Here is a 21,185-nt window from a genome sequence, read left to right as displayed (position 1 = left end):
CCCTCAGCCGCCGCGTGGGCTCCCCGGGGTCGGCGTCGCCGTCCCCGGGTTCCCGCCGCCGCGTGTCCGCGGCTTTCCTGCCGCTGTTCCCGAACCGCCCGCGCGCGACCGGCGAGCGGGAGGACAGGCGGCCATGGCGAGCGTCTCCGTCGACGAGGCGATGCGTCGTGCCATCGAACTGGCCGCGCGCGGCCTCGGCACCACCAGCCCCAACCCGGTGGTCGGCTGCGTGCTGCTCGACACCGAGGGCGAGGTCGTCGGCGAGGGCTTCCACGCGTACGCCGGTGGCCCGCACGCGGAGATCGTCGCGCTGGCCCAGGCCGGCGCGCGCGCCCGCGGCGGCACCGCTGTGGTCACCCTGGAACCCTGCGACCACACCGGCCGCACCGGCCCCTGCAGCCACGCGCTCATCGCCGCCGGGGTGTCCCGCGTGGTGATCGCCGTGCCCGACCCCAACCCGGTCGCCTCCGGCGGCGCCGCCACGCTGCGCGCCGCCGGGGTCCAGGTCGCTCTCGGGGTACGCGCCCAGGAGGCCGAGGCCGGCAACGTGGCCTGGCTCACCTCGATGCGCCGCGGCTGGCCGTACGTGATCTGGAAGTACGCGGCCACGCTCGACGGGCGTTCCGCCGCCGCCGACGGCACCAGCATGTGGATCACCTCGGAGGCGGCCCGGGTCGACGTGCACGCGCTGCGCGGCACCGTCGACGCGGTGCTCGCCGGCGTGGGCACCGTGCTCACCGACGACCCCCGGCTGACCGCCCGCAACCTGCGCGACGGCACGCTCGCCATCCGGCAGCCGCTGCGGGTGGTGGTGGACAGCTCGGGGCGTACCCCGGCCGACGCCCGGGTCCGCGACGGCGCCGCCCGCACCTGGGTGGCCACCGCCGCGGAGGTCGGCGCCGGCCCGGACGGCCGGGTCGACCTGGCGGCGCTGCTGGCGGAGCTGCACCACCGCGGCGTGCGGGCCGCGCTGCTGGAGGGCGGGCCGACGCTGGCCGGCGCGTTCCTCGCCGCGGGCCTGATCGACAGGATCGTCGGGTACGTGGCGCCGAAGCTGCTCGGCGCCGGTCCGACCGCGCTGCTCGACGCCGGCGTGAGCACCATCGCCGACGCCATCGATCTGGAGATCACCGACGTTACGCGGGTCGGTCCCGACCTGCGGATCACCGCGCTGCCCCGGAAGAGGGAGGGCTGACATGTTCACCGGCATCGTCGAGGAACTGGGCGAGATCGTCCGGAGCACCGAGACCGGCGACGACTCCGCGCTGGTCGCCATCCGTGGCCCGCTCGTCACCTCGGACGCCCGGCACGGCGACTCCATCGCCGTCAACGGCGTCTGCCTCACCGTTGTCGACGTCGACGGCGGCGTGTTCACCGCCGACGTGATGGGCGAGACGCTGCGCCGTACCGCGCTCGGCGCGCTGCGCCCCGGCGACCCGGTCAACCTGGAACGGGCCGCCGTGCTGAACAGCCGCCTCGGCGGCCACCTGGTGCAGGGCCACGTCGACGGCGTCGGCGAGATCGTCGCCCGGGAGCCCGCAGCGCAGTGGGAGACGGTCCGGTTCCGGCTGCCCGACGGGCTGGCCCGGTACGTGGTGGAGAAGGGCTCGATCACCGTCGACGGCGTGTCCCTGACCGTCGCCGAGGCGGGCGACGACTGGTTCTCGGTCGGTCTGATCCCCACCACGCTGAAGCTCACGGTGCTCGGCACGAAGCAGGTCGGCGACCCGGTCAACCTGGAGGTCGACGTGCTGGCCAAGTACGTCGAGCGGCTGCTCGGCGACCGGAGCGTGGGGGGTGCCCGGTGATGGGCCCGCTCGGCTGGCTGCTCGACGCCCAGGTGCACGTGGCCGGCTCGCCGGTGCTGGTCCGGGAGATCGTCGGCAACGTCTTCGGGCTCGGCTCGGCGCTGCTCGGGCTGCGCCGCGTGGTCTGGGCCTGGCCGGTCGGCATGATCGGTAACGCGCTGCTGCTCACCGTGTTCCTCGGCGGCGTCTTCGTCACCCCGCAGGCGCACGACCTCTACGGCCAGGCCGGCCGGCAGGTCTTCTTCTTCGCCGTCAGCGTGTACGGCTGGTGGCGCTGGTCGCGCAACCGGCGCGCCGGTGGCGGGGACGAGCCGGCCGTGGTGCCGCGCTGGGCCACCTGGCCGGAGCGGCTCGGCCTGCTCGTCGCGGCCGTCGCCGGCACCGCCGCCGCGTACCCGGTGCTCGCCGCGCTCGGTTCGTGGGGGCCGCTGCCCGATGCCTGGATCCTGGTCGGCAGCCTGCTCGCCACGTACGGCATGGCCCGCGGCTGGGTCGAGTTCTGGCTGATCTGGATCGCCGTCGACGCGGTCGGCGTACCGCTGCTGCTGCGCGGCGGCTTCTACCCGTCGGCCGCCATGTACCTGGTCTACGGCGCGTTCTGCGCGGCCGGCCTGTACAGCTGGTGGCGCACCTCCCGGGCCGTCGCGACCGCGCCCGCCCCGATCCCGGCGACGTACTCGGAGGCCGTGGCATGAGCACGTTCGGTTCGATCGAGCAGGCGGTCGCGGACATCGCCGCCGGGCGTCCGGTGGTGGTGGTCGACGACGAGGACCGCGAGAACGAGGGCGATCTGATCTTCGCGGCCGAGCTGGCCACCCCGGAGCTGGTCGCGTTCATGGTCCGCTACACCTCCGGCTACATCTGCGTGCCGCTGACCGAGGACGAGTGCGACCGGCTCGACCTGCCGCCGATGCACCACACGAACCAGGACCGGCGCGGCACCGCGTACACGGTGACGGTGGACGCCCGCGAGGGCGTCAGCACCGGCATCTCGGCCGCCGACCGGTCGCACACCATCCGGCTGCTCGCCGACGCCGCCACCGGCCCGACCGACCTGGCCCGGCCCGGCCACGTGGTGCCGCTGCGCGCCCGCGCCGGCGGGGTGCTGCGCCGCCCCGGGCACACCGAGGCGGCGGTGGACCTGACCCGGATGGCCGGGCTGCGCCCGGCCGGGGTGCTCTGCGAGCTGGTGAACGACGACGGCACCATGATGCGCCTGCCGGACCTGGAGAAGTTCTGCGCCGAGCACGGGCTGACGCTCGTCACCATCGCGGACCTGATCGCACATCGGCGGCGTACCGAGAAGCAGGTCGAGCTGGCCGCCGAGGCCCGGATGCCCACCCCGTACGGCGTGTTCAAGGCGCTCGGCTACCGCGCCGAGCACGACCCGGCCGAGCACGTCGCGCTGGTCATGGGCGACCTGGGCGACGGGCGGGACGTGCTGGTGCGGGTGCACTCCGAGTGCCTCACCGGCGACGTGTTCGGCTCGCTGCGCTGCGACTGCGGGCCGCAGTTGCAGGCGTCGCTGGCCCGGGTCGCCCAGGAGGGCCGAGGCGTGGTCCTCTACGTGCGCGGGCACGAGGGCCGGGGCATCGGCCTGCTGCACAAGCTGCAGGCGTACCAGCTCCAGGACCAGGGCCGCGACACCGTGGACGCGAACCTCGACCTCGGGCTGCCGGCCGACGCCCGCGACTACGGCACCGGCGCGCAGATCCTCTACGACCTGGGCGTCCGGTCGATGCGGCTGCTGACGAACAACCCGGCCAAGCGGGCCGGGCTGGAGGGGTACGGCCTCACCGTGACCGGCCGGGAGGGGCTGCCCGTGCGGTCCAACCCGGAGAACGTGCGCTACCTGCGCACCAAGCGGGACCGGATGGGGCACCTGCTGGACGGACTGGACGAGGTGACCGAGGCGCCGATGGGCCGCCCGGTCGCCGGTGACGAGATCGGAGCGTAGGGCGATGGCGGGTTTCGGTGAGCCGGGCGTGACCGCGGTGGACGCCGCCGGGATGACCGTCGGCGTGGTGGCCGCCCGGTGGCACGGCGACCTGACCGACCACATGACCGAGCGGGCCGTGGCCGCCGCGCAGGCCTGCGGGGCGCGGGCCGTGGTGGCCCGGGTGGCCGGTTCGGTGGAGCTGCCGGTGGTGGCCCAGGCGATGGCCCGCCGCTTCGACGTGGTGGTCGCGCTCGGCGTGGTGGTACGCGGCGCAACGGCGCACTTCGACTACGTCTGCCAGTCGGTCACCGAAGGGCTGACCCGGGTGGCGCTGGACGAGGGCAAGCCGGTGGCGCACGGTGTGCTCACGGTCGACACCATCGAGCAGGCCCGGGATCGGGCCGGGCTGCCCGGCTCGGCCGAGGACAAGGGCTGGTCGGCGACGGTCGCCGCGCTGGACGCCGCGCTTGCCGTCCGCGCGCTGGACGCCCAGTCCGCCCACCGGGTCGGCTTCGCCTGACCCACCGGCGTCCCGGAGCGCGCGCCCAGCCCGGCGATCATGAAGTTGACGGAGACAAAAAGGACAGCGATTGCCGCCAACTTCATGATCGGCGCGTGGCGGGGAGGACGGGGAGGCAGCGCGGTGACGGAGATCGGGTACGCGGACCTGCCGGGGCTGCGGATGGCGTACCGGATCTGGGGCCCCGCCGACGGCCGCCCGCTCGTGGCACTGCACGGCGGCACGGGATCGGGGGAGAGCTGGGCCGCCCTCGCGGCCGCGCTCCGCGCCACCACCCGCACGTACGCCCCCGACCTGCGCGGCTACGGGGCCACCGGGCCTGCCGACGCGTACTCGCTGGAACTGGTCCGCGACGACGTACGAGGACTGCTCGACGCGCTGGCGCTGACCCGGGTCACGGTGCTGGGCCACTCCTCCGGCGCGGTGGCCGCCCACCTGCTCGCCCGGGCGTCTCCGGACCGGGTGGCGGCGCTGGTGCTCGTCGAACCGCCGCCACCGGTGCCGCTCGGCCTGCGGCTGCCACCTCGGCCGGCCGGCCCGCTGCCCTATGACTGGGCCGCCCGCGAAGCGGTCGTCGCGGAACTCAACGCCCCGCCTCCCACGTGGTGGGAGGAGTTGACCGAGATCACTGCGCCCACCCTGGTGGTGGCCGGTGGTCCCGCCAGCCACCTGCCGCAGCACGAGCTGGCGCGGATGGCGGCCCGGATCCCCGCCGCCCGCCTGGTGACAGTCGAGGCCGGTCACGCGGTGCCGGCCGCGCGCCCCGCCGAGCTCGCCACCGTGGTGCGGGACTTCCTCGCCGCGCTGCCCGGGTGAGCCGGACGACGCGGGTGGACCCGGTGGGCGTGCTCACCCGGGGCGGCTGGAAGAATCGCCTTCCGTGAAGACGTTCGAGGAGTTGTTCGCCGAGCTGCAGGCCAAGGCCGCCGCCGGCACCCCGGGCTCGGGCACTGTCGAGGCGCTCGCCAAGGGCGTGCACTTCATCGGCAAGAAGGTCGTCGAGGAGGCGGCCGAGTCGTGGATGGCCGCCGAGCACGAGGGCCCGGAGCGGGCCGCCGAGGAGATCTCCCAGCTGCTCTACCAGGCGCAGGTGCTGATGCTCGCCACCGGCCTGGAGCTGAAGGACGTCTACCGACATCTCTGAGTGCCCGTCCGCTGATCATCCGATCGAACGAAGGAGCACTCCCATGCTGCGTGTCGCAGTACCCAACAAGGGCGCCCTGGCCGAGTCGGCCGCCGGGATGCTGCGCGAGGCGGGCTACCGCCAGCGCACCGACCCGAAGGACCTGGTCTGCCGGGACGAGGCCAACGACATCGAGTTCTTCTACCTGCGTCCCAAGGACATCGCCACCTACGTCGGCTCCGGCGACCTGGACGTCGGCATCACCGGCCGTGACCTGCTGATCGACTCCGGCGCGCCGGCCGAGGAGATCGTCGACCTCGACTTCGGGCGGGCCACCTTCCGGTTCGCCGCCCGGCCCGACGACGTGGCGTCGGTCCAGCAGCTCGGCGGGCACCGCATCGCCACCGCGTACCCGGGTCTGGTCGAGCGGCACCTGGCCGAGCTGGGCGTCAAGGCCGACGTGATCCGCCTGGACGGCGCGGTGGAGAACGCCATCCGCCTCGGCGTGGCCGACGTGGTCGCCGACGTGGTGGAGACCGGCGCGACGCTGCGTCAGGCCGGCCTGGTGGTGTTCGGCGAGCCGCTGCTGCGCTCCTCGGCGGTGCTGGTCCGCCGCGCGGGTGCGCCCGGTGGCCCTCAGCAGGAGCAGTTGCAGCGTCGGCTGCACGGCGTCCTGGTCGCCCGCCGGTACGTGATGCTCGCCTACGACGTGCCGGCCGGCCTGCTGGACCGGGCCAGCTCGCTGACCCCCGGCATCGAGTCGCCCACGGTCTCGCCGCTGCACCGGGAGGGCTGGGTCGCGGTGCAGGCGATGGTGCTCCGCGACGACGTGCACCGGATCATGGACGAGCTGTACGAGCTGGGCGCCCGCGCGATCCTCGTCACCAACATCCACGCCTGCCGGCTGTGAGGCCGCTGCCGCTCCCGGCCGCGCTCGCGGTGGTCGTCCTGGGTGGCGTGGCTTCGGCCGCGCAGGGCGCGGTCAACGCCGAGATGGGGGAGCGGACCGGTGCCCCGGTCCTCGGCGCGGTCGTCAACAACCTCGGCGGCTGCCTGCTGGTGCTGGCCGGGATCGTGACCCTGCCGTCGATGCGCGCCGGGCTGGCCGGGCTGCGCCGCTCCGGGCTGCCGTGGTGGGCGTACCTGGGCGGGGTCGGCGGCGCGGTGATCGTGCTGGTCGCCCCGGTGGTGGTGCCGGTGCTCGGGGTGGCGGTGTTCACGATCGCCCAGGTGGCCGGTGGCAGCCTCGGCGGCCTCGCGGTGGACCGGGCCGGGCTGGCCGCGACCGGGCGGATGCCGCTCACAGTGCCCCGGGTCGGCGGCGCGGTGCTCGGCGTCGGCGCTGTCGCGCTCGCGCAGCTCGGCCGCCCGGTCGGTGACCTGGCGGTCGGGCTGGTGCTGCTCTGCGTCCTGGGCGGGCTGGCGGTGGCCGGGCAGTCCGCGCTCAACGGGCGGGTCGCCGCCTCGGTCGGCCCGGCGGCCGGGCTCGCCGTGAACTTCGCGGTCAGCACCGTGGTGATCGGTGCGGTCGCGGCGCTGACCGGCGCGCTCGCGAGTCAGCCCCGCTGGCCCGGCCAGTGGTGGCTCTACCTCGGCGGCGTCCTCGGCGTCGGCATCGTGCTCTCGCTGCTGGTCGGGGTACGCGCCGCCGGCGTGCTGCGGACCGGCCTGGCGCTGGTGGCCGGGCAGCTCGGCGGCGCGCTGCTGCTCGACCTGGTCCTGCCCGGCGGCCCCGGTGTCCGGCTGCCGGTGCTGGCCGGCGCCCTGCTCACGCTGCTCGCCGTGGTGGTCACCGGGCTGCGCCGGCGCGGCCCGGACCGTGTGGCGGCCGAAGGCGCGCGTGAACCGGATGGCAGACTGGTCGGGTGAGCGATTCCGTGGTGACCGTGCGACCCCGCCGCGTCCGGGTCGTCTGCTGGGTGTCGGCCGTCACGCTGATCGTGGTGTTCAGCCTCGTCGCGACGTCGCTGACCGGCGCCACCGGCAACGGCTACGGCACGTTCCAGCGTGGCGACCAGTTCGCCATGATCGGCCTGGGTGTCTTCGGCGCGCTCGGCTTCCTGCTGTTCACCCGCCCCCGCGTGATCGCCGACGCCAAGGGCGTCCGGGTGCGCAACGTGTTCAGCTCGTACGAGCTGCCGTGGGAGGTCGTCCGCGGTGTCCGGTTCGACCGGGGCGCACCGTGGGCCAGCCTGGAGCTGCACGACGACGACCTGCTGCCGATGGTCGCGTTGCAGGCCGCCGACAAGGAGAGCGCGGTCGAGGCGGTCCGCGCGCTGCGCCGCCTGCACCAGGCGCACCTGGCGGCGCTGTCCGCCGGGCAGTCGGCACCCCGCTGACCAGCGAGCCCGGTTTGGGCGGGCCTGGGCCGAGGGTGTAGTGTTGCGGAGTCGACCAGACTGCCCCCGTCCCTGACGCGCGGGCGGTCGAGAAGCGGAGCGCCCGCTCCCACCCGAGTCGCCGCCACGGTGGCCGGGTCCGGTCCCCGGTTTCGGGCACGTCCCGACGCCGGATGCGCGATCCTGTGATCGTGCCGACCGGTCGAGTGGGCCCTGGCATACGCCGGGGCCTTCTGCTTTCCGGGTCGGCTCCCACCCGGGAGCCCACGGAGTCGGCACCGTAGGAGACTCGACTCGAGGAGGCCCCATCAGCGTCGAACCACGCGTGAACGAGCAGATCCGGGCACGTGAGGTCCGACTGGTCGGCCCTGAGGGTGAGCAGGTGGGCATCGTCCCGCTTGAGCGCGCCCTGCAGCTGGCCGCGGACGTCGACCTGGACCTGGTCGAGGTTGCGCCGATGGCGCGCCCGCCGGTGTGCAAGCTCATGGACTTCGGCAAGTTCAAGTACGAGAGCGCACTGAAGGCGCGCGAAGCGCGGCGTAACCAGCAGCAGACCGTCATCAAGGAGATGAAGCTCCGGCCGAAGATCGACCCGCACGACTACGAGACCAAGAAGGGTCACGTGGTGCGGTTCCTCAAGGCCGGCGACAAGGTCAAGGTGACGATCATGTTCCGCGGTCGCGAGCAGAGCCGCCCGGAGCTGGGTTACCGGCTCCTGCGCCGGCTCGAGTCCGAGATCACGGACCTGGGATACGTCGAGGCCGCGCCGAAGCAGGACGGCCGAAACATGATCATGGTTCTCGCTCCGCACCGGGCCGTCAAGGCCTCCGCGGTCGCCGCCACGGCGTCCCGCGGTGGACCGCGCGACCGGGCGGCGGAGGAACCGGCCGCTCCGGCCGGCGAGACCCCGGCGGCCGGCGACACCGCAGCAGCCGGCGAGACCGGCACGACCGCTGAGACCAGCGGCCAGTAACAGGGGAGAAGACGTTCCAATGCCGAAGATGAAGAGCCACACGGGTATGGGCAAGCGGGTCAAGGTGACCGGCAAGGGCAAGATCGTTGCCCAGCAGGCCGGCCTTCGCCACAACCTGGAGAAGAAGCCCAGCACCCAGACCCGTCGGCTGACCGGCACCGTCGAGCTGGCCAAGGCCGACACCAAGCGCATCAAGAAGCTGCTCGGCCGCTGACGCGAGCCACCTGAACCGAAGAAGGAGTTGAGATGGCACGCGTCAAGCGGGCTGTGAACGCCCAGAAGAAGCGTCGTACCCTGCTGGAGACCGCGAGCGGTTACCGCGGTCAGCGCTCCCGGCTGTACCGCAAGGCCAAGGAGCAGGTGCTGCACTCGATGCAGTACTCCTACCGGGACCGTCGCGACCGCAAGGGCGACTTCCGGCAGCTCTGGATCCAGCGGATCAACGCCGGCGCCCGGGCCAACGGCCTGACCTACAACCGCCTGATCCAGGGCCTGCGCCTGGCCGGCATCGAGGTCGACCGGAAGATCCTGGCCGACATGGCCGTCAACGACGCCGCCTCGTTCGCGGCGATCGTCGAGCTGGCTCGCGCCGCCGTGGCGGCCGAGGGCACCGGTGGCGCCGCGGCTCAGGCCGCCTGACCCACCCCGTACGGCACAGATCGAGGCGTCTCCCATGCAGTCACGTTCGCAGGGGAGGCGCCTCGACGCCGTTCCCGGACCGTTCACCCCGCGTACCCCCAGGGTCGTGGCGGCCCGCCGGCTGCAGCGCCGGCGCGACCGCGACCAGGCCGGCCGGTTCCTGGCCGAGGGACCGCAGGCGGTCCGGGAGGCGCTCGCCCGCACCGGCACCGTGGTCGAGCTGTTCGGCACCCCGGCGGCGCTCGACAGGTACGCCGACCTCGCGGCCGCGGCCGCCCGGGCCGACGTGCCCGTCTCCGAGGTGACGGACGACGCGCTGGCCGCGCTGGCCGAGACCGTCGCGCCGCAGGGCCTGGTGGCGGTGTGCCGGCACCTCGACGTACCCCTGGAACAGGCAGTGGCGCGCGCGCCGCGACTGGTAGCGGTGCTCGCCGGCATCCGCGACCCGGGCAACGCCGGCACCGTGCTGCGCACCGCCGACGCGGCGGGCGCGGGTGCTGTGGTCTTCGCGGGCGAGGCGGTCGACCCCTACAACGGCAAGTGCGTGCGGGCCTCCGCCGGCAGCCTCTTCCATGTCGACGTGGTGCGCGCCGCCGACCCGCTCGCCGCCGTCGAGGCGCTGCGTGCCGGCGGCCTCACGATCTTCGCCACCACCGGGTACGGCGACAGCGACCTCGACGACCTCGCCGACTCGGGACGGCTGGCCGCCCCCACCGCGTGGCTGTTCGGCTCGGAGGCGCACGGCCTGCCCGAGGAGCTGACCGGCGCCGCCGACGCCCGGGTCCGGGTGCCGCTGCACGGGCGCGCGGAGAGCCTGAACCTGGCTGCGGCCGCCGCAGTCTGCCTGTATTCTTCCGCCAGAGCACTGCGTGTCCCCCGGGGCACGCGAGAGACAGCAGGGGAGTCCGCCTCGTCATGAACGCGCCACGGCGTTCGTTTAGCCAGCCCGCCGGTGTCGGCGGGCGGCGGGCCTGACCTTCCCCCTGCACGACTCCCCACCGGCGGGCTGCGGCGAAGCCGCGCGTCCGTAGACTCGCCTAGCCACCCGCGAGGGTCGGCGCCGCCGTGAGGGAGTGCCCGTTCACCATGAGCTACCGCAACGATCCGTACGACCCGAAGCAGGTCGCCCTGCTCGACCCGGACGCCCTGGCCGGAGCAGTGGCCGACGCCGAGAAGGCGTTCGCCGAGGCCGCCGACCCGGACGCGCTCACCGCGCTGCGCCCCGCGCACCTCGGTGACCGGTCCCCGGTGTCGCTGGCGCGCCGGGAGATCGGCGCGCTGCCGCCGGCCGCGAAGGCCGACGCCGGCAAGCGGGTCAACGAGGCCCGCCGGGCGATCGAGTCCGCGTACGCCGCCCGGCAGGAGATCCTGGACCGGGAACGGGCCGCGCGGGTGCTGGTCGAGGAGCGGGTCGACGTGACCCTGCCGTACGACCGCCGGCCGCGCGGCGCCCGCCACCCGCTGAGCGTGCTGATGGAGCAGATCAGCGACCTGTTCATCGGCATGGGCTACGAGGTGGCCGAGGGCCCCGAGGTCGAGCTGGAGTGGACCAACTTCGACGCGCTGAACATCCCGGCCGACCACCCGGCGCGCGGCCTGATGGACACGTTCCACATCGCACCCGAAGGCTCGGGCCTCGTTCTGCGCACGCACACGTCGCCGGTGCAGGCGCGCACCATGCTCAGCCGCAAGCCGCCGATCTACGTGGTGGTGCCCGGCCGGGTCTACCGCACCGACGAGCTGGACGCCACCCACGCGCCGGTGTTCCACCAGGTCGAGGGCCTGGTAGTGGACAAGGGCATCACCATGGCGCACCTGCGCGGCACGCTCGACCACTTCGCCCGGGCCATGTTCGGCGAGGGTGCGAAGACGCGCTGGCGGCCGCACTACTTCCCGTTCACCGAGCCGTCGGCGGAGTTCGACGTGTGGTTCCCGGAGCACCGGGACGGTCCGCAGTGGGTCGAGTGGGGCGGCTGCGGCATGGTCAACCCGCGGGTGTTGCGCGCCTGCGGCATCGACCCGGAGGTCTACTCCGGATTCGCGTTCGGCATGGGCATCGACCGGACCGTGATGGTCCGGCACGGCGTCAGTGACATGCGGGACATGGCCGAGGGCGACGTGCGGTTCACCCGCGCGTTCGGCGCCTGAGCTACGGGAACGGTGGTTTAACAGTCATGCGAGTCTCTGTCAGTTGGCTGCGGGAGTACGTGGACCTGCCGGCCGACCTGCCCACCGGCGACCTGGAGCAGGCGCTGGTCGACCTCGGCATCGAGGTCGAGTCCGTGGTGGACCTGCGCGAGTCGGTCACCGGCCCGCTCGTCGTCGGCGAGGTCCTGGAGATCGAGGAGCTGACCGGCTTCAAGAAGCCGATCCGCTTCTGCCGGGTCGACGTCGGCGCCGCGAACGGCACCGGTGAGCCGCAGGAGATCGTCTGCGGGGCGCGCAACTTCGCCGTGGGCGACAAGGTCGTGGTGATCCTCCCCGGCGGTGTGCTGCCCGGCGGGTTCGCGATCGGCGCGCGCAAGACGTACGGGCGCAACTCCCACGGCATGATCTGCTCGGCGCAGGAGCTGGGGCTCGGCGACGACCACGCGGGCATCGTCGTGTTGCCCGAGGACGTCAAGGCCCAGCCCGGCGACGACGCCCGGCCCGTCGTCGGCCTGGACGACGTCGTGGTCGAGATGGAGATCACCCCGGACCGCGGGTACGCGCTGAGCGTGCGCGGCATCGCCCGAGAGCTGTCGCACGCGCTCGGCGTGCCGTTCCGCGACCCGGCCGACGCGCCCGCGCCCGGCGCGACCGCCGAGCCCGCGTACCCGGTGGAGGTCCGCGACACTGTCGGCTGCGACCGGTTCGCGGCGCGGATGGTGCGCGGCGTCGACCCGACAGTCGAGACGCCCGGCTGGATGCGGCAGCGGCTCACGGTGGCCGGGGTGCGCAGCATCTCGCTCGCCGTCGACATCACCAACTACCTGATGCTCGAACTCGGCCAGCCGATGCACGCCTTCGACGCGGACCGGATCGCCGGCACGCTCGTGGTGCGCCGTGCCGAGGCGGGGGAGAAGCTGACCACGCTGGACGGGGTCAACCGCACGCTGTCCGCCGAGGACCTGGTCATCTGCGACGACTCGGGTCCGATCTCGCTGGCGGCGGTGATGGGCGGCGAGACCAGCGAGGTGCTCGCCTCCACCACGAACGTGCTGTTCGAGGCGGCGCACTGGGATCCGGCCACCGTCGGCCGTACCGCACGGCGGCACAAGCTGTTCAGCGAGGCGGCGAAGCGGTGGGAGCGGGGCGTCGACCCGGCGCTGCCGCTGGTCGCGCTGGAGAAGGCGGTCCGGCTGCTCACCGACCTCGCCGGCGGCACCGCGGGCGAAGAGGTGCTCGACATCGACCACGTCGCGCCGCGTACGCCCGTGACGCTGCCGGTGGACCTGCCGTCGCGCCGCGTCGGCGTGACGTACTCGCCGGACCGGGTGGTGGAGCTGCTGGAGCAGGTCGGTTGCACCGTCACCCGCGGCACCGACCGGCTCGCCGAGGACCCGGGCACGGTGGGCACGGCCGCCGGTGCCGGCTCGGGTGCCGGTGAGGTGCTGACCGTGACGCCGCCGAGCTGGCGGCCCGACCTGACCGACCCGGCCGACCTGGTGGAGGAGGTGGTACGCCTCGACGGCTACGACCGTGTGCCGTCGGTGCTGCCCACCGCGCCGCCCGGCCGGGGCCTGACCTGGCAGCAGCAGCGCCGCCGGGCCGTCGCCCGCTCGCTCGCCGAACGCGGCTACGTCGAGGTGCTGGCGCAGCCGTTCGTCGCGCCGGAGCTGGTCGACCAGCTCGGCCTGCCCGCCGACGACCCACGCCGCCCCGCGGTACGGCTGGCGAACCCGCTGTCGGAGGAGGAGCCGCTGCTGCGCACCACGCTGCTCGGCCCGCTGCTCGGCATCGTCAAGCGTAACGTCGGCCGGGGCCAGCGGGACGTGGCGATCTACGAGATCGGCACGGTCTTCCACCCGCGCCCCGGCGCCGGTGCTCCGCCCGCGATGGGCGTGGACCGACGGCCCACCGACGAGGAGTTCGCCGCCGCCGACGCGGTGGTGCCCGCCCAGCCGCGGCACGTCGCGGTGGCGCTCACCGGCGAGATCGAACCGGCCGGCTGGTGGGGTGCGGGCCGCACGGCCGGCTGGGCGGACGCGGTCGAGGCGGGCCGGGCGGTGCTCGACGCCGCCGGCATCCCCGCCGACCGGGTGACGGTACGGGCCGGCGAGCGGGCGCCCTGGCACCCGGGCCGCTGCGCCGAACTGGTGGTGGACGACGTGGTCGTCGGCCACGCCGGTGAGCTGCACCCGGCCGTGCTGGCCGCGCTGGAGCTGCCCCGGCGTACCAGCGCAATGGAACTGGACCTGGACGCGCTGCCCGCCGCGCCGCTGGCGGCCGGCCCGACCATCTCCACGTTCCCGCCGGCCCTGATCGACGTGGCGTTGGTGGTGGACGAGTCGGTGCCGGCCGCCGAGGTGCGGGCGGCACTGGTCGAGGGCGCTGGCCCGCTGCTGGAGGACGTGCGCCTGTTCGACGTCTACACCTCCGAGCAACTCGGCGAGGGACGCAAGTCGCTGGCGTACAAGCTGACGTTCCGCGCCCCGGACCGGACCCTCGCGGGCGAGGAGGCGGTGGCGGCGCGCGACGCGGCCGTCGCGGTCGCCGCCGAGCGCTTCGGCGCCACCCTGCGCGGCGCCTGACGCCCTGCCCGTCGTGGAGTTGCGGCCCGGAACCGGGCCGCAACTCCACTGCAGGCGAGAGGCCGCCTCATTCCTATGCACTCGGCTGTATGACCTTGCGGTGGCGTGGCCTCGGCGGGTAACCTTCTCTGCATAGTCATGCGGAGGTGGGTATGGGCATTCGGGTTGCTGTTGCCGGGGCGAGTGGATACGCCGGGGGCGAACTGCTGCGCCTGCTCGCCGGTCACCCCGAGTTCGAGCTGATCACCGCCACCGCGCACAGCCAGGCCGGTCAGCCCGTCAGCGCCGTACACCCGCACCTCGCCGGCCTGGACCTCGTGTTCGCCGCGACCGAACCGGCGACCCTGGCCGACGCGGACCTGGTCTTCCTGGCCCTGCCGCACGGGCAGTCCGCGGCGCTCGCCGCGGCGCTGCCCGATTCGGTCAAGGTGGTCGACCTCGGCGCTGACCACCGGCTGCGCGACGCCGGCGCCTGGTCCCGCTACTACGGCGGCGAGCACGCCGGCGCCTGGACCTACGGGCTGCCCGAGCTTCCCGGCGGGCGGGCCGAGATCGCCGCCGCGACGCGGGTCGCCAGCACCGGCTGCTACGCGGTGGCGACCACGCTGGCGCTGGCGCCGCTGGTCGCCGCCGGCGCGGTACGCCCCGACGACGTGGTGGTGGTCGCCGCCTCCGGCACCTCCGGCGCGGGCCGCGCCGCAAAGGCCCACCTGCTCGGCAGCGAGGTGATGGGCGACCTGACCCCCTACAAGGTCGGCGCGCACCAGCACGTGCCGGAGATCAAGCAGGCCACCGGCGCGACCGACCTGTCCTTCACCCCGGTGCTCGCGCCGATGCCCCGGGGGATCCTGGCCACCGTCACCGCGGTGCCCACCGGCGACGCCGACCCGCGCGCGGTGCTGGCCGCCGCCTACGCCGACGCGCCGTTCGTGCACGTGCTGCCCGAGGGATCGTGGCCGCACACCGCGGCCACCGCCGGGTCGAACTCCTGCCACCTCCAGGCGACTGTCGACGTCGACTCGGGCCGGGTGATCGTGGTCAGCGCGATCGACAACCTGGGCAAGGGCGCGGCCGGCCAGGCCGTGCAGAACGCCAACCTGATGGTGGGTCTCCCGGAGACCACCGGTCTGTCCGTGTTTGGAGTGGCCCCGTGAGCGTCACCGTCCCCCGTGGGTTCCGCGCCGCAGGTGTCGCGGCCGGACTGAAGTCCTCCGGCGCCGCCGACGTCGCCCTCGTGATCAACGACGGCCCGGACGCCGGTGTGGCCGGTGTCTTCACCGCCAACCGGGTCAAGGCCGCGCCGGTGCTGTGGAGCCAGCAGGTCGTGCACGGCGGCGTCGTGCGCGCCGTGGTGCTCAACTCCGGCGGCGCGAACGCCTGCACCGGCCCGGCCGGCTTCCAGGACACCCACGCCACCGCCGAGCACACCGCCGCCGCGATCACCGCGGCGAACGCCCGGCTGATCGTCGGCGCGGGCGAGGTCGCTGTGTGCTCGACCGGCCTGATCGGCGAGCGGCTGCCGATGGACAAACTGCTTCCCGGCGTACGCGATGCGGTGCGCGGCCTGTCCCGCGACGGCGGCCCGGCGGCCGCCGAGGCCATCATGACCACCGACACCCGGCCCAAGACGACTGTGGCGCAGGGTACGGGCTGGACCGTCGGCGGCATGGCCAAGGGCGCGGGCATGCTCGCCCCGGCCATGGCCACCATGCTCTGCGTGCTCACCACCGACGCGGTGGCCGGGCCTGATGCCCTGGACGCCGCGCTGCGCGCCGCCACCCGGATCACGTTCGACCGGATCGACTCCGACGGCTGCATGTCCACGAACGACACGGTGCTGCTGCTCGCAAGCGGCGCCTCCGGCATCGAGCCGACCGCCGAGGAGCTGACCGCCGCGGTCACCGCCGCCTGCCACGACCTGGCCCAGCAGCTCCTGGCCGACGCCGAGGGCGCGACCAAGGAGGTCGCGATCGAGGTGGTCGGCGCGGCGAGCGAGGACGACGCGGTCGAGGTGGGCCGCACGGTGGCCCGCAACAACCTGGTGAAGACCGCGCTGTTCGGCAACGACCCGAACTGGGGCCGGATCCTCGCCGCGGTCGGCACCACCGCCGCCGTGTTCGAACCGGACGGCGTCGACGTCGCGGTGAACGGCATCTGGGTGTGCCGGGGCGGCGCCGCCGCCGAGGACCGCGCCAAGGTGGACCTCACCGGCCGCGGCGTCACGGTCCGGATCGACCTGCACGCCGGCACCGACGCGGCCACCATCTGGACCAACGACCTGTCCCACGCGTACGTCCACGAGAACTCGGCCTATTCCACATGAATCTGAGTGCTGACCTCACCAGGGCCCAGGCCAAGGCCGCCACGCTGATCGAGGCGCTGCCCTGGCTGGCCCGTTTCTCCGGCGCCACCGTCGTGGTCAAGTACGGCGGCAACGCCATGGTCGAACCGGAACTCCAGCGCGCCTTCGCCGCCGACATGGTGTTCCTGCGCTACGCCGGCCTGAAGCCGGTAGTGGTGCACGGCGGCGGCCCGCAGATCTCCGCCATGCTCGGCCGGCTGGGCATCGCCAGCGAGTTCCGCGGTGGCCTGCGGGTCACCACCCCGGAGGCGATGGACGTGGTCCGGATGGTCCTGGTCGGTCAGGTCGGCCGGGAACTGGTCGGGCTGATCAACGCGCACGGCCCGTACGCGGTCGGCCTCTCCGGTGAGGACGCCGGACTGTTCACGGCGGTGCGCCGCCCCGCGTACGTGGACGGGGAAGCGGTCGACGTGGGCCAGGTCGGCGACGTGGAGTCGGTGAACGCCTCGGCGGTCACCGACCTGATCGAGGCCGGCCGGATCCCGGTCATCTCGACAGTCGCGCCGGATGCCGACGGGGTGCTGCACAACCTCAACGCGGACACCGCCGCCGCCGCGCTCGCGGTCGCGCTGGACGCCCGCAAGCTGGTCGTGCTGACCGACGTGCCAGGCCTGTACGCCGACTGGCCCGACACGTCCAGCCTGGTCAGCGAGATCACCGCGGACGACCTGGCGAAGCTGCTGCCGTCCCTGGAGTCGGGCATGGTCCCGAAGATGGAGGCCTGCCTGCGGGCGGTGCGCGGGGGAGTGCCGGCCGCGCACGTCGTCGACGGCCGGGTCGCCCACTCCACGCTGCTGGAAGTGTTCACGTCGGAGGGCTTCGGAACGATGGTGATCGACTCATGAGCACGCTCGTGCAGCGGTGGAACGCCACCATGATGGACAACTACGGCACGCCGCCGCTGGCGCTCGTCTCCGGCTCCGGCGCCGTCGTGACCGACGACACCGGCCGGGAGTACGTCGACCTGCTCGGCGGCATCGCCGTCAACGCGCTCGGCCACGCCCACCCGGCGGTGGTGGCCGCCGTCAGCAAGCAGGTCGCGACGCTCGGGCACGTGTCGAACCTGTTCGTCGCCGAGCCGCCGGTGGCGCTGGCCGAACTGCTGCTCGCGCTGGCCGGCCGCCCGGGCCGGGTGTTCTTCGCCAACTCGGGCGCGGAGGCCAACGAGGCCGCGTTCAAGCTGTCCCGGCTCACCGGCCGCCGGCACGTGGTCGCCACCCACGGCGGCTTCCACGGCCGGACAATGGGCGCGCTGGCGCTGACCGGGCAGCCGGCGAAGGCCGACCCGTTCCGCCCGCTACCAGGCGACGTCACACACGTGCCGTTCGGCGACGCCGACGCGCTGGCCGAGGCGGTCACCGACGACACCGCCATGCTGATCATCGAGCCGATCCAGGGCGAGAACGGCGTGGTCGTCCCGCCGCCCGGCTACCTGGCCGCGGCCCGGCGGATCACCGCCGCGCACGGCGCGCTGCTGGTGCTCGACGAAGTGCAGACCGGCATCGGCCGCACCGGCCACTGGTTCGCCCACCAGGCCGACGGCGTCGAGCCGGACGTCGTCACGCTCGCCAAGGGTCTCGGCGGCGGGCTGCCGCTGGGCGCCTGCCTGGCCTTCGGCCGGGCCGCCGACCTGCTCACGCCCGGCTCGCACGGCACCACGTTCGGCGGCAACCCGATCAGCTGCGCCGCCGCGCTCGCGGTCGTCTCCACGATCGCGCACGAGGGCCTGCTCGACCACGTCAAGCGGGTCGGCGAGCGGCTGCGGCGCGGCGTCGAGGCGCTCGGGCATCCGCTGGTCCGCGAGGTGCGCGGCGCCGGGCTGCTGCTCGGCATCGTGCTCGACCAGCCGGTCTCCGCCGCCGCCGCGGTGGCGCTGCGCGAGGCGGGTTTCCTGGTCAACCCGGTGCAGCCGGACGTGGTCCGGCTCGCCCCGCCGCTGATCCTCACCGCCCCCCAGGCCGACGCGTTCGTCGCCGCGCTGCCGGCCGCGCTGTCCGCCGCCGCGCCGCCCACTTCCACAGACGCCGCCACGCCGGCCGGCATCGCCGCGACCGCCGAGGCCACCGCGCCCGACGCCACGACCCCGACGGAGGCTCCCGCATGATCCGCCACTTCCTGCGCGACGACGACCTCACGCCCGCCGAGCAGGCCGCCGTGCTCGACCTCGCCGCCCGGATGAAGGCCGACCGGTACGCGCACCAGCCCCTGACCGGGCCGAAGTCGGTGGCGGTGCTGTTCGACAAGCAGAGTCTGCGTACCCGGATCTCGTTCGACGTGGGCATCGCCGAACTGGGCGGGCACCCGCTCGTGGTGGACACCCAGGTCACCCACTTCGGCCGGGGCGAGACGCTCGGCGACGCCGGCCGGGTGCTGTCCCGCTACGTCGCCGCGATCGTGCTGCGCACCCACGGCGACGACCGGATCGCCGAGGTCGCCGAGCACGCCACGGTGCCCGTCGTGAACGCGCTCACCGACACGTACCACCCCTGCCAGCTGCTGGCCGACCTGCTCACCGTGCGGGAGCGCTTCGGCGGCACCGCCGGGCGGATCGTGACGTACGTGGGCGACGCGGCGAACAACATGGCCCACTCGTACCTGCTGGCCGGGGCGACAGCCGGGATGCACGTGCGGATCGCCGGTCCGGAGGGGTTCCAGCCGGACCCGGAGATCGTGGCCCGCGCCGAGAAGATCGCCGCCACCACCGGCGGGTCGGTGCAGCTGTTCACCGACCCGATCGAGGCGGTACGCGGCGCGCACGTCGTCGCCACCGACACCTGGACGTCGATGGGGCAGGAGGACGACGGGCTGGACCGGATCACCCCGTTCCGGCCGTACCAGGTCAACGCCGCGCTGCTCGGCCACGCCGACGCCGACGTGATCGTGCTGCACTGCCTGCCCGCCCACCGGGGCGAGGAGATCACCGACGAGGCGCTCGACGGCCCGCACAGCGCGGTGTTCGACCAGGCGGAGAATCGGCTGCACGCCCAGAAGGCGCTGCTGACGTTTCTCCTGGAGGAATCCGCATGACCGCTCCGCTGACCCGCGCCGCGCGGCACGCCCGCATCGTCGAGCTGATCCGCGACACCCCCATCCACTCGCAGACCGAGCTGGCCGACCTGCTCGCCGGGGACGGCATCCAGGTCACCCAGGCCACGCTGTCGCGCGACCTGAAGGAACTGGGAGCGGTGACCGCGCGGGGCGGCGACGGGCGGGGCGTCTACCTGATCCCGGAGGACGGCCACCGGCCGCTGCGCGACGCCGAGGGCGCGCCGGCCCGGCTGATCCGGCTGCTGCGTGAGCTGCTGAACGGCGTCGACTCCAGCGGCAACATCGCGGTGCTGCGCACCCCTCCGGGCGCAGCGCAGTATCTCGCCAGCGCGCTGGACCGGGCCGGCCTGTCCGAGATCGTCGGCACCATCGCCGGCGACGACACCATCCTCGTCGTGGCCCGTGAGGCCGACGGCGGCGCCGCGCTGGGTGAGCGGCTCGCCGCCTGGGCCCGCCGCGACGACACAGTCGAAGGGGGCACCTCGTGACCGAGCGGGTCGTGCTCGCGTACTCCGGGGGCCTGGACACCTCGGTTGCGATCCCGTACCTGGCCGAGCGGACCGGCGCTGAGGTGATCGCGGTAGCCGTGGACGTCGGCCAGGGCGGCGAGGACATGGCCGTGATCCGGCAGCGCGCGCTCGACTGCGGCGCGGTCGAGTCCGAGGTGGTGGACGCGCGCGACGAGTTCGCCGCCGACTACTGCCTGCCGGCGATCCGGGCCAACGCCCTCTACATGGACCGCTACCCGCTGGTGTCCGCGCTGTCCCGGCCGCTGATCGTCAAGCACCTGGTCGCGGCGGCGCGTGCCCACGGCGGCACGATCGTGTCGCACGGCTGCACCGGCAAGGGCAACGACCAGGTCCGGTTCGAGGTCGGCCTGGCCGCCCTCGCGCCGGACCTGACGGTCGTCGCGCCCGCCCGGGACTTCGCCTGGACCCGGGACAAGGCGATCGCGTACGCGCAGGAGAAGGGGCTGCCGATCGACGTGTCGGCGAAGTCGCCGTACTCGATCGACCAGAACCTGTGGGGCCGGGCCGTCGAGACGGGGTTCCTGGAGGACATCTGGAACGCCCCGGTCGAGGACCTCTACGCCTACACCGAGGACCCGGCGTCGGAACGCGACCCGGACGACCTGGTGATCACCTTCGACGGCGGCGTACCGGTCGCCATCGACGGCGAGACGGTCACGCCTTACCAGGCGATCCGGGAGCTGAACCGGCGGGCCGGGGCGCACGGCGTGGGCCGGCTCGACATGGTCGAGGACCGACTGGTCGGCATCAAGAGCCGAGAGGTGTACGAGGCGCCCGGCGCGCTCGCCCTGATCACCGCCCACCAGGAGCTGGAGGCGGTGACAGTCGAGCGGGATCTCGCCCGGTTCAAGCGCGGCGTCGACCAGCGCTGGGGTGAGCTGGTCTACGACGGTCTCTGGTTCTCGCCGCTGAAGCGCGCGCTGGACGCGTTCATCGACGACGCCCAGCGGCACGTCACCGGCGAGGTACGGCTGCGGCTGCACGGCGGCCGGGCGGTCGTCACCGGCCGGCGCTCCGAGGCGAGCCTCTACGACTTCGGCCTTGCCACCTACGACACCGGCGACACGTTCGACCAGTCGCTGGCGAAGGGATTCGTACGACTGTGGGGACTGCCCAGCACGATGGCCGCACAACGGGACGCCCGGATGGGAGGGGCCTGATGGGGGGCACC

22 protein-coding genes and 1 pseudogene are annotated in these 21,185 nt (G+C 73.9%); all 23 read left to right on the top strand.

Features of this window, described 5'->3' with window-relative positions:
• The first annotated feature begins 133 nt into the window (after positions 1–133).
• On the top strand, positions 134–1,195 hold the full coding sequence (ribD, locus tag IRY44_RS26045; protein ID WP_194802854.1) for a bifunctional diaminohydroxyphosphoribosylaminopyrimidine deaminase/5-amino-6-(5-phosphoribosylamino)uracil reductase RibD: 1,062 nt from the start codon (positions 134–136) through the stop codon (positions 1,193–1,195).
• Position 1,196: 1 nt separating this feature from the next.
• Positions 1,197–1,962, top strand: a pseudogene (locus IRY44_RS26040) (riboflavin synthase).
• Entirely contained in the window at positions 1,847–2,503 is a 657-nt protein-coding gene (pnuC, locus tag IRY44_RS26035; RefSeq protein WP_370585017.1) for a nicotinamide riboside transporter PnuC, read from the top strand. Before IRY44_RS26040 ends, pnuC begins: the two are co-directional and overlap by 116 nt.
• On the top strand, positions 2,500–3,765 hold the full coding sequence (locus IRY44_RS26030) for a bifunctional 3,4-dihydroxy-2-butanone-4-phosphate synthase/GTP cyclohydrolase II (protein WP_194802851.1): 1,266 nt from the start codon (positions 2,500–2,502) through the stop codon (positions 3,763–3,765). The genes pnuC and IRY44_RS26030 overlap by 4 nt, the downstream gene beginning before the upstream one ends.
• 4 nt (positions 3,766–3,769) lie before the next feature.
• The gene (gene ribH / locus IRY44_RS26025; RefSeq protein WP_091424378.1) at positions 3,770–4,267 is read left to right on the top strand and encodes a 6,7-dimethyl-8-ribityllumazine synthase; all 498 of its coding nucleotides are present in this window, start codon (positions 3,770–3,772) and stop codon (positions 4,265–4,267) included.
• A gap of 123 nt (positions 4,268–4,390) precedes the next feature.
• Complete coding sequence (locus IRY44_RS26020) at positions 4,391–5,083, top strand: alpha/beta fold hydrolase (protein WP_269696567.1); 693 nt, start codon at positions 4,391–4,393, stop codon at positions 5,081–5,083.
• Positions 5,084–5,129: 46 nt separating this feature from the next.
• Complete coding sequence (locus IRY44_RS26015) at positions 5,130–5,411, top strand: phosphoribosyl-ATP diphosphatase (RefSeq protein WP_198039659.1); 282 nt, start codon at positions 5,130–5,132, stop codon at positions 5,409–5,411.
• A 43-nt stretch (positions 5,412–5,454) separates the two neighbouring features.
• On the top strand, positions 5,455–6,300 hold the full coding sequence (gene hisG / locus IRY44_RS26010) for an ATP phosphoribosyltransferase (RefSeq protein WP_194802850.1): 846 nt from the start codon (positions 5,455–5,457) through the stop codon (positions 6,298–6,300).
• Complete coding sequence (locus tag IRY44_RS26005) at positions 6,297–7,259, top strand: DMT family transporter (RefSeq protein WP_194802849.1); 963 nt, start codon at positions 6,297–6,299, stop codon at positions 7,257–7,259. The genes hisG and IRY44_RS26005 overlap by 4 nt, the downstream gene beginning before the upstream one ends.
• Entirely contained in the window at positions 7,256–7,729 is a 474-nt protein-coding gene (locus IRY44_RS26000; RefSeq protein WP_194802848.1) for a PH domain-containing protein, read from the top strand. The genes IRY44_RS26005 and IRY44_RS26000 overlap by 4 nt, the downstream gene beginning before the upstream one ends.
• A 325-nt stretch (positions 7,730–8,054) precedes the next feature.
• Positions 8,055–8,702 carry a translation initiation factor IF-3 gene (infC, locus tag IRY44_RS25995; RefSeq protein WP_043324929.1) on the top strand — a complete coding sequence of 216 codons (648 nt, stop codon included), beginning with the start codon at positions 8,055–8,057 and terminating at the stop codon, positions 8,700–8,702.
• A gap of 19 nt (positions 8,703–8,721) precedes the next feature.
• A complete protein-coding gene (rpmI, locus tag IRY44_RS25990; RefSeq protein WP_007075851.1) occupies positions 8,722–8,916 on the top strand; it encodes a 50S ribosomal protein L35 in 195 nt (64 codons plus the stop codon).
• A 32-nt stretch (positions 8,917–8,948) separates the two neighbouring features.
• The gene (rplT, locus tag IRY44_RS25985; RefSeq protein WP_043324928.1) at positions 8,949–9,341 is read left to right on the top strand and encodes a 50S ribosomal protein L20; all 393 of its coding nucleotides are present in this window, start codon (positions 8,949–8,951) and stop codon (positions 9,339–9,341) included.
• A gap of 34 nt (positions 9,342–9,375) precedes the next feature.
• Positions 9,376–10,260 (top strand): RNA methyltransferase, encoded by an 885-nt coding sequence (locus tag IRY44_RS25980; protein ID WP_194802847.1) that lies wholly within the window; start codon positions 9,376–9,378, stop codon positions 10,258–10,260.
• A gap of 167 nt (positions 10,261–10,427) precedes the next feature.
• Positions 10,428–11,489 (top strand): phenylalanine--tRNA ligase subunit alpha, encoded by a 1,062-nt coding sequence (gene pheS, locus IRY44_RS25975; RefSeq protein WP_013474913.1) that lies wholly within the window; start codon positions 10,428–10,430, stop codon positions 11,487–11,489.
• 26 nt (positions 11,490–11,515) lie between these two features.
• Positions 11,516–14,074 (top strand): phenylalanine--tRNA ligase subunit beta, encoded by a 2,559-nt coding sequence (locus IRY44_RS25970; RefSeq protein ID WP_194802846.1) that lies wholly within the window; start codon positions 11,516–11,518, stop codon positions 14,072–14,074.
• 152 nt (positions 14,075–14,226) lie between these two features.
• Positions 14,227–15,228: an N-acetyl-gamma-glutamyl-phosphate reductase gene (gene argC / locus IRY44_RS25965; protein WP_194802845.1), complete on the top strand. Its 1,002-nt coding sequence runs from the start codon at positions 14,227–14,229 to the stop codon at positions 15,226–15,228.
• Positions 15,225–16,397, top strand: a complete 1,173-nt coding sequence (gene argJ / locus IRY44_RS25960; protein WP_194802844.1) for a bifunctional glutamate N-acetyltransferase/amino-acid acetyltransferase ArgJ — start codon at positions 15,225–15,227, stop codon at positions 16,395–16,397. Before argC ends, argJ begins: the two co-directional genes overlap by 4 nt.
• The gene (gene argB, locus IRY44_RS25955) at positions 16,394–17,281 is read left to right on the top strand and encodes an acetylglutamate kinase (protein WP_194802843.1); all 888 of its coding nucleotides are present in this window, start codon (positions 16,394–16,396) and stop codon (positions 17,279–17,281) included. Before argJ ends, argB begins: the two co-directional genes overlap by 4 nt.
• Positions 17,278–18,540 carry an acetylornithine transaminase gene (locus IRY44_RS25950; protein WP_228532821.1) on the top strand — a complete coding sequence of 421 codons (1,263 nt, stop codon included), beginning with the start codon at positions 17,278–17,280 and terminating at the stop codon, positions 18,538–18,540. The genes argB and IRY44_RS25950 overlap by 4 nt, the downstream gene beginning before the upstream one ends.
• Positions 18,537–19,463 carry an ornithine carbamoyltransferase gene (gene argF, locus IRY44_RS25945; protein WP_194802842.1) on the top strand — a complete coding sequence of 309 codons (927 nt, stop codon included), beginning with the start codon at positions 18,537–18,539 and terminating at the stop codon, positions 19,461–19,463. Before IRY44_RS25950 ends, argF begins: the two co-directional genes overlap by 4 nt.
• Complete coding sequence (locus IRY44_RS25940) at positions 19,460–19,972, top strand: arginine repressor (RefSeq protein ID WP_071095704.1); 513 nt, start codon at positions 19,460–19,462, stop codon at positions 19,970–19,972. The genes argF and IRY44_RS25940 overlap by 4 nt, the downstream gene beginning before the upstream one ends.
• Positions 19,969–21,174, top strand: coding sequence for an argininosuccinate synthase (locus IRY44_RS25935; RefSeq protein ID WP_194802841.1), 1,206 nt, complete (start codon positions 19,969–19,971; stop codon positions 21,172–21,174). The genes IRY44_RS25940 and IRY44_RS25935 overlap by 4 nt, the downstream gene beginning before the upstream one ends.
• Positions 21,175–21,185: the final 11 nt, after the last annotated feature.

Origin of the sequence: Micromonospora sp. ANENR4 (assembly GCF_015354395.1) — a bacterium.
Lineage (GTDB): Bacteria > Actinomycetota > Actinomycetes > Mycobacteriales > Micromonosporaceae > Micromonospora > Micromonospora aurantiaca.
This window is presented reverse-complemented; position numbering and strand designations above follow the sequence as displayed.

What these genes read in the sequence shown, in the direction of transcription:
- ribD (WP_194802854.1), top strand. Translation starts at nt 134, where the DNA reads ATGGCGAGCGTCTCCGTCGACGAGGCGATGCGTCGTGCCATCGAACTG.
- IRY44_RS26030 (WP_194802851.1), top strand. Translation starts at nt 2,500, where the DNA reads ATGAGCACGTTCGGTTCGATCGAGCAGGCGGTCGCGGACATCGCCGCC.
- ribH (WP_091424378.1), top strand. Translation starts at nt 3,770, where the DNA reads ATGGCGGGTTTCGGTGAGCCGGGCGTGACCGCGGTGGACGCCGCCGGG.
- hisG (WP_194802850.1), top strand. Translation starts at nt 5,455, where the DNA reads ATGCTGCGTGTCGCAGTACCCAACAAGGGCGCCCTGGCCGAGTCGGCC.
- rpmI (WP_007075851.1), top strand. Translation starts at nt 8,722, where the DNA reads ATGCCGAAGATGAAGAGCCACACGGGTATGGGCAAGCGGGTCAAGGTG.
- rplT (WP_043324928.1), top strand. Translation starts at nt 8,949, where the DNA reads ATGGCACGCGTCAAGCGGGCTGTGAACGCCCAGAAGAAGCGTCGTACC.
- IRY44_RS25980 (WP_194802847.1), top strand. Translation starts at nt 9,376, where the DNA reads ATGCAGTCACGTTCGCAGGGGAGGCGCCTCGACGCCGTTCCCGGACCG.
- pheS (WP_013474913.1), top strand. Translation starts at nt 10,428, where the DNA reads ATGAGCTACCGCAACGATCCGTACGACCCGAAGCAGGTCGCCCTGCTC.
- IRY44_RS25970 (WP_194802846.1), top strand. Translation starts at nt 11,516, where the DNA reads ATGCGAGTCTCTGTCAGTTGGCTGCGGGAGTACGTGGACCTGCCGGCC.
- argC (WP_194802845.1), top strand. Translation starts at nt 14,227, where the DNA reads ATGGGCATTCGGGTTGCTGTTGCCGGGGCGAGTGGATACGCCGGGGGC.
- argB (WP_194802843.1), top strand. Translation starts at nt 16,394, where the DNA reads ATGAATCTGAGTGCTGACCTCACCAGGGCCCAGGCCAAGGCCGCCACG.
- IRY44_RS25950 (WP_228532821.1), top strand. Translation starts at nt 17,278, where the DNA reads ATGAGCACGCTCGTGCAGCGGTGGAACGCCACCATGATGGACAACTAC.
- argF (WP_194802842.1), top strand. Translation starts at nt 18,537, where the DNA reads ATGATCCGCCACTTCCTGCGCGACGACGACCTCACGCCCGCCGAGCAG.
- IRY44_RS25940 (WP_071095704.1), top strand. Translation starts at nt 19,460, where the DNA reads ATGACCGCTCCGCTGACCCGCGCCGCGCGGCACGCCCGCATCGTCGAG.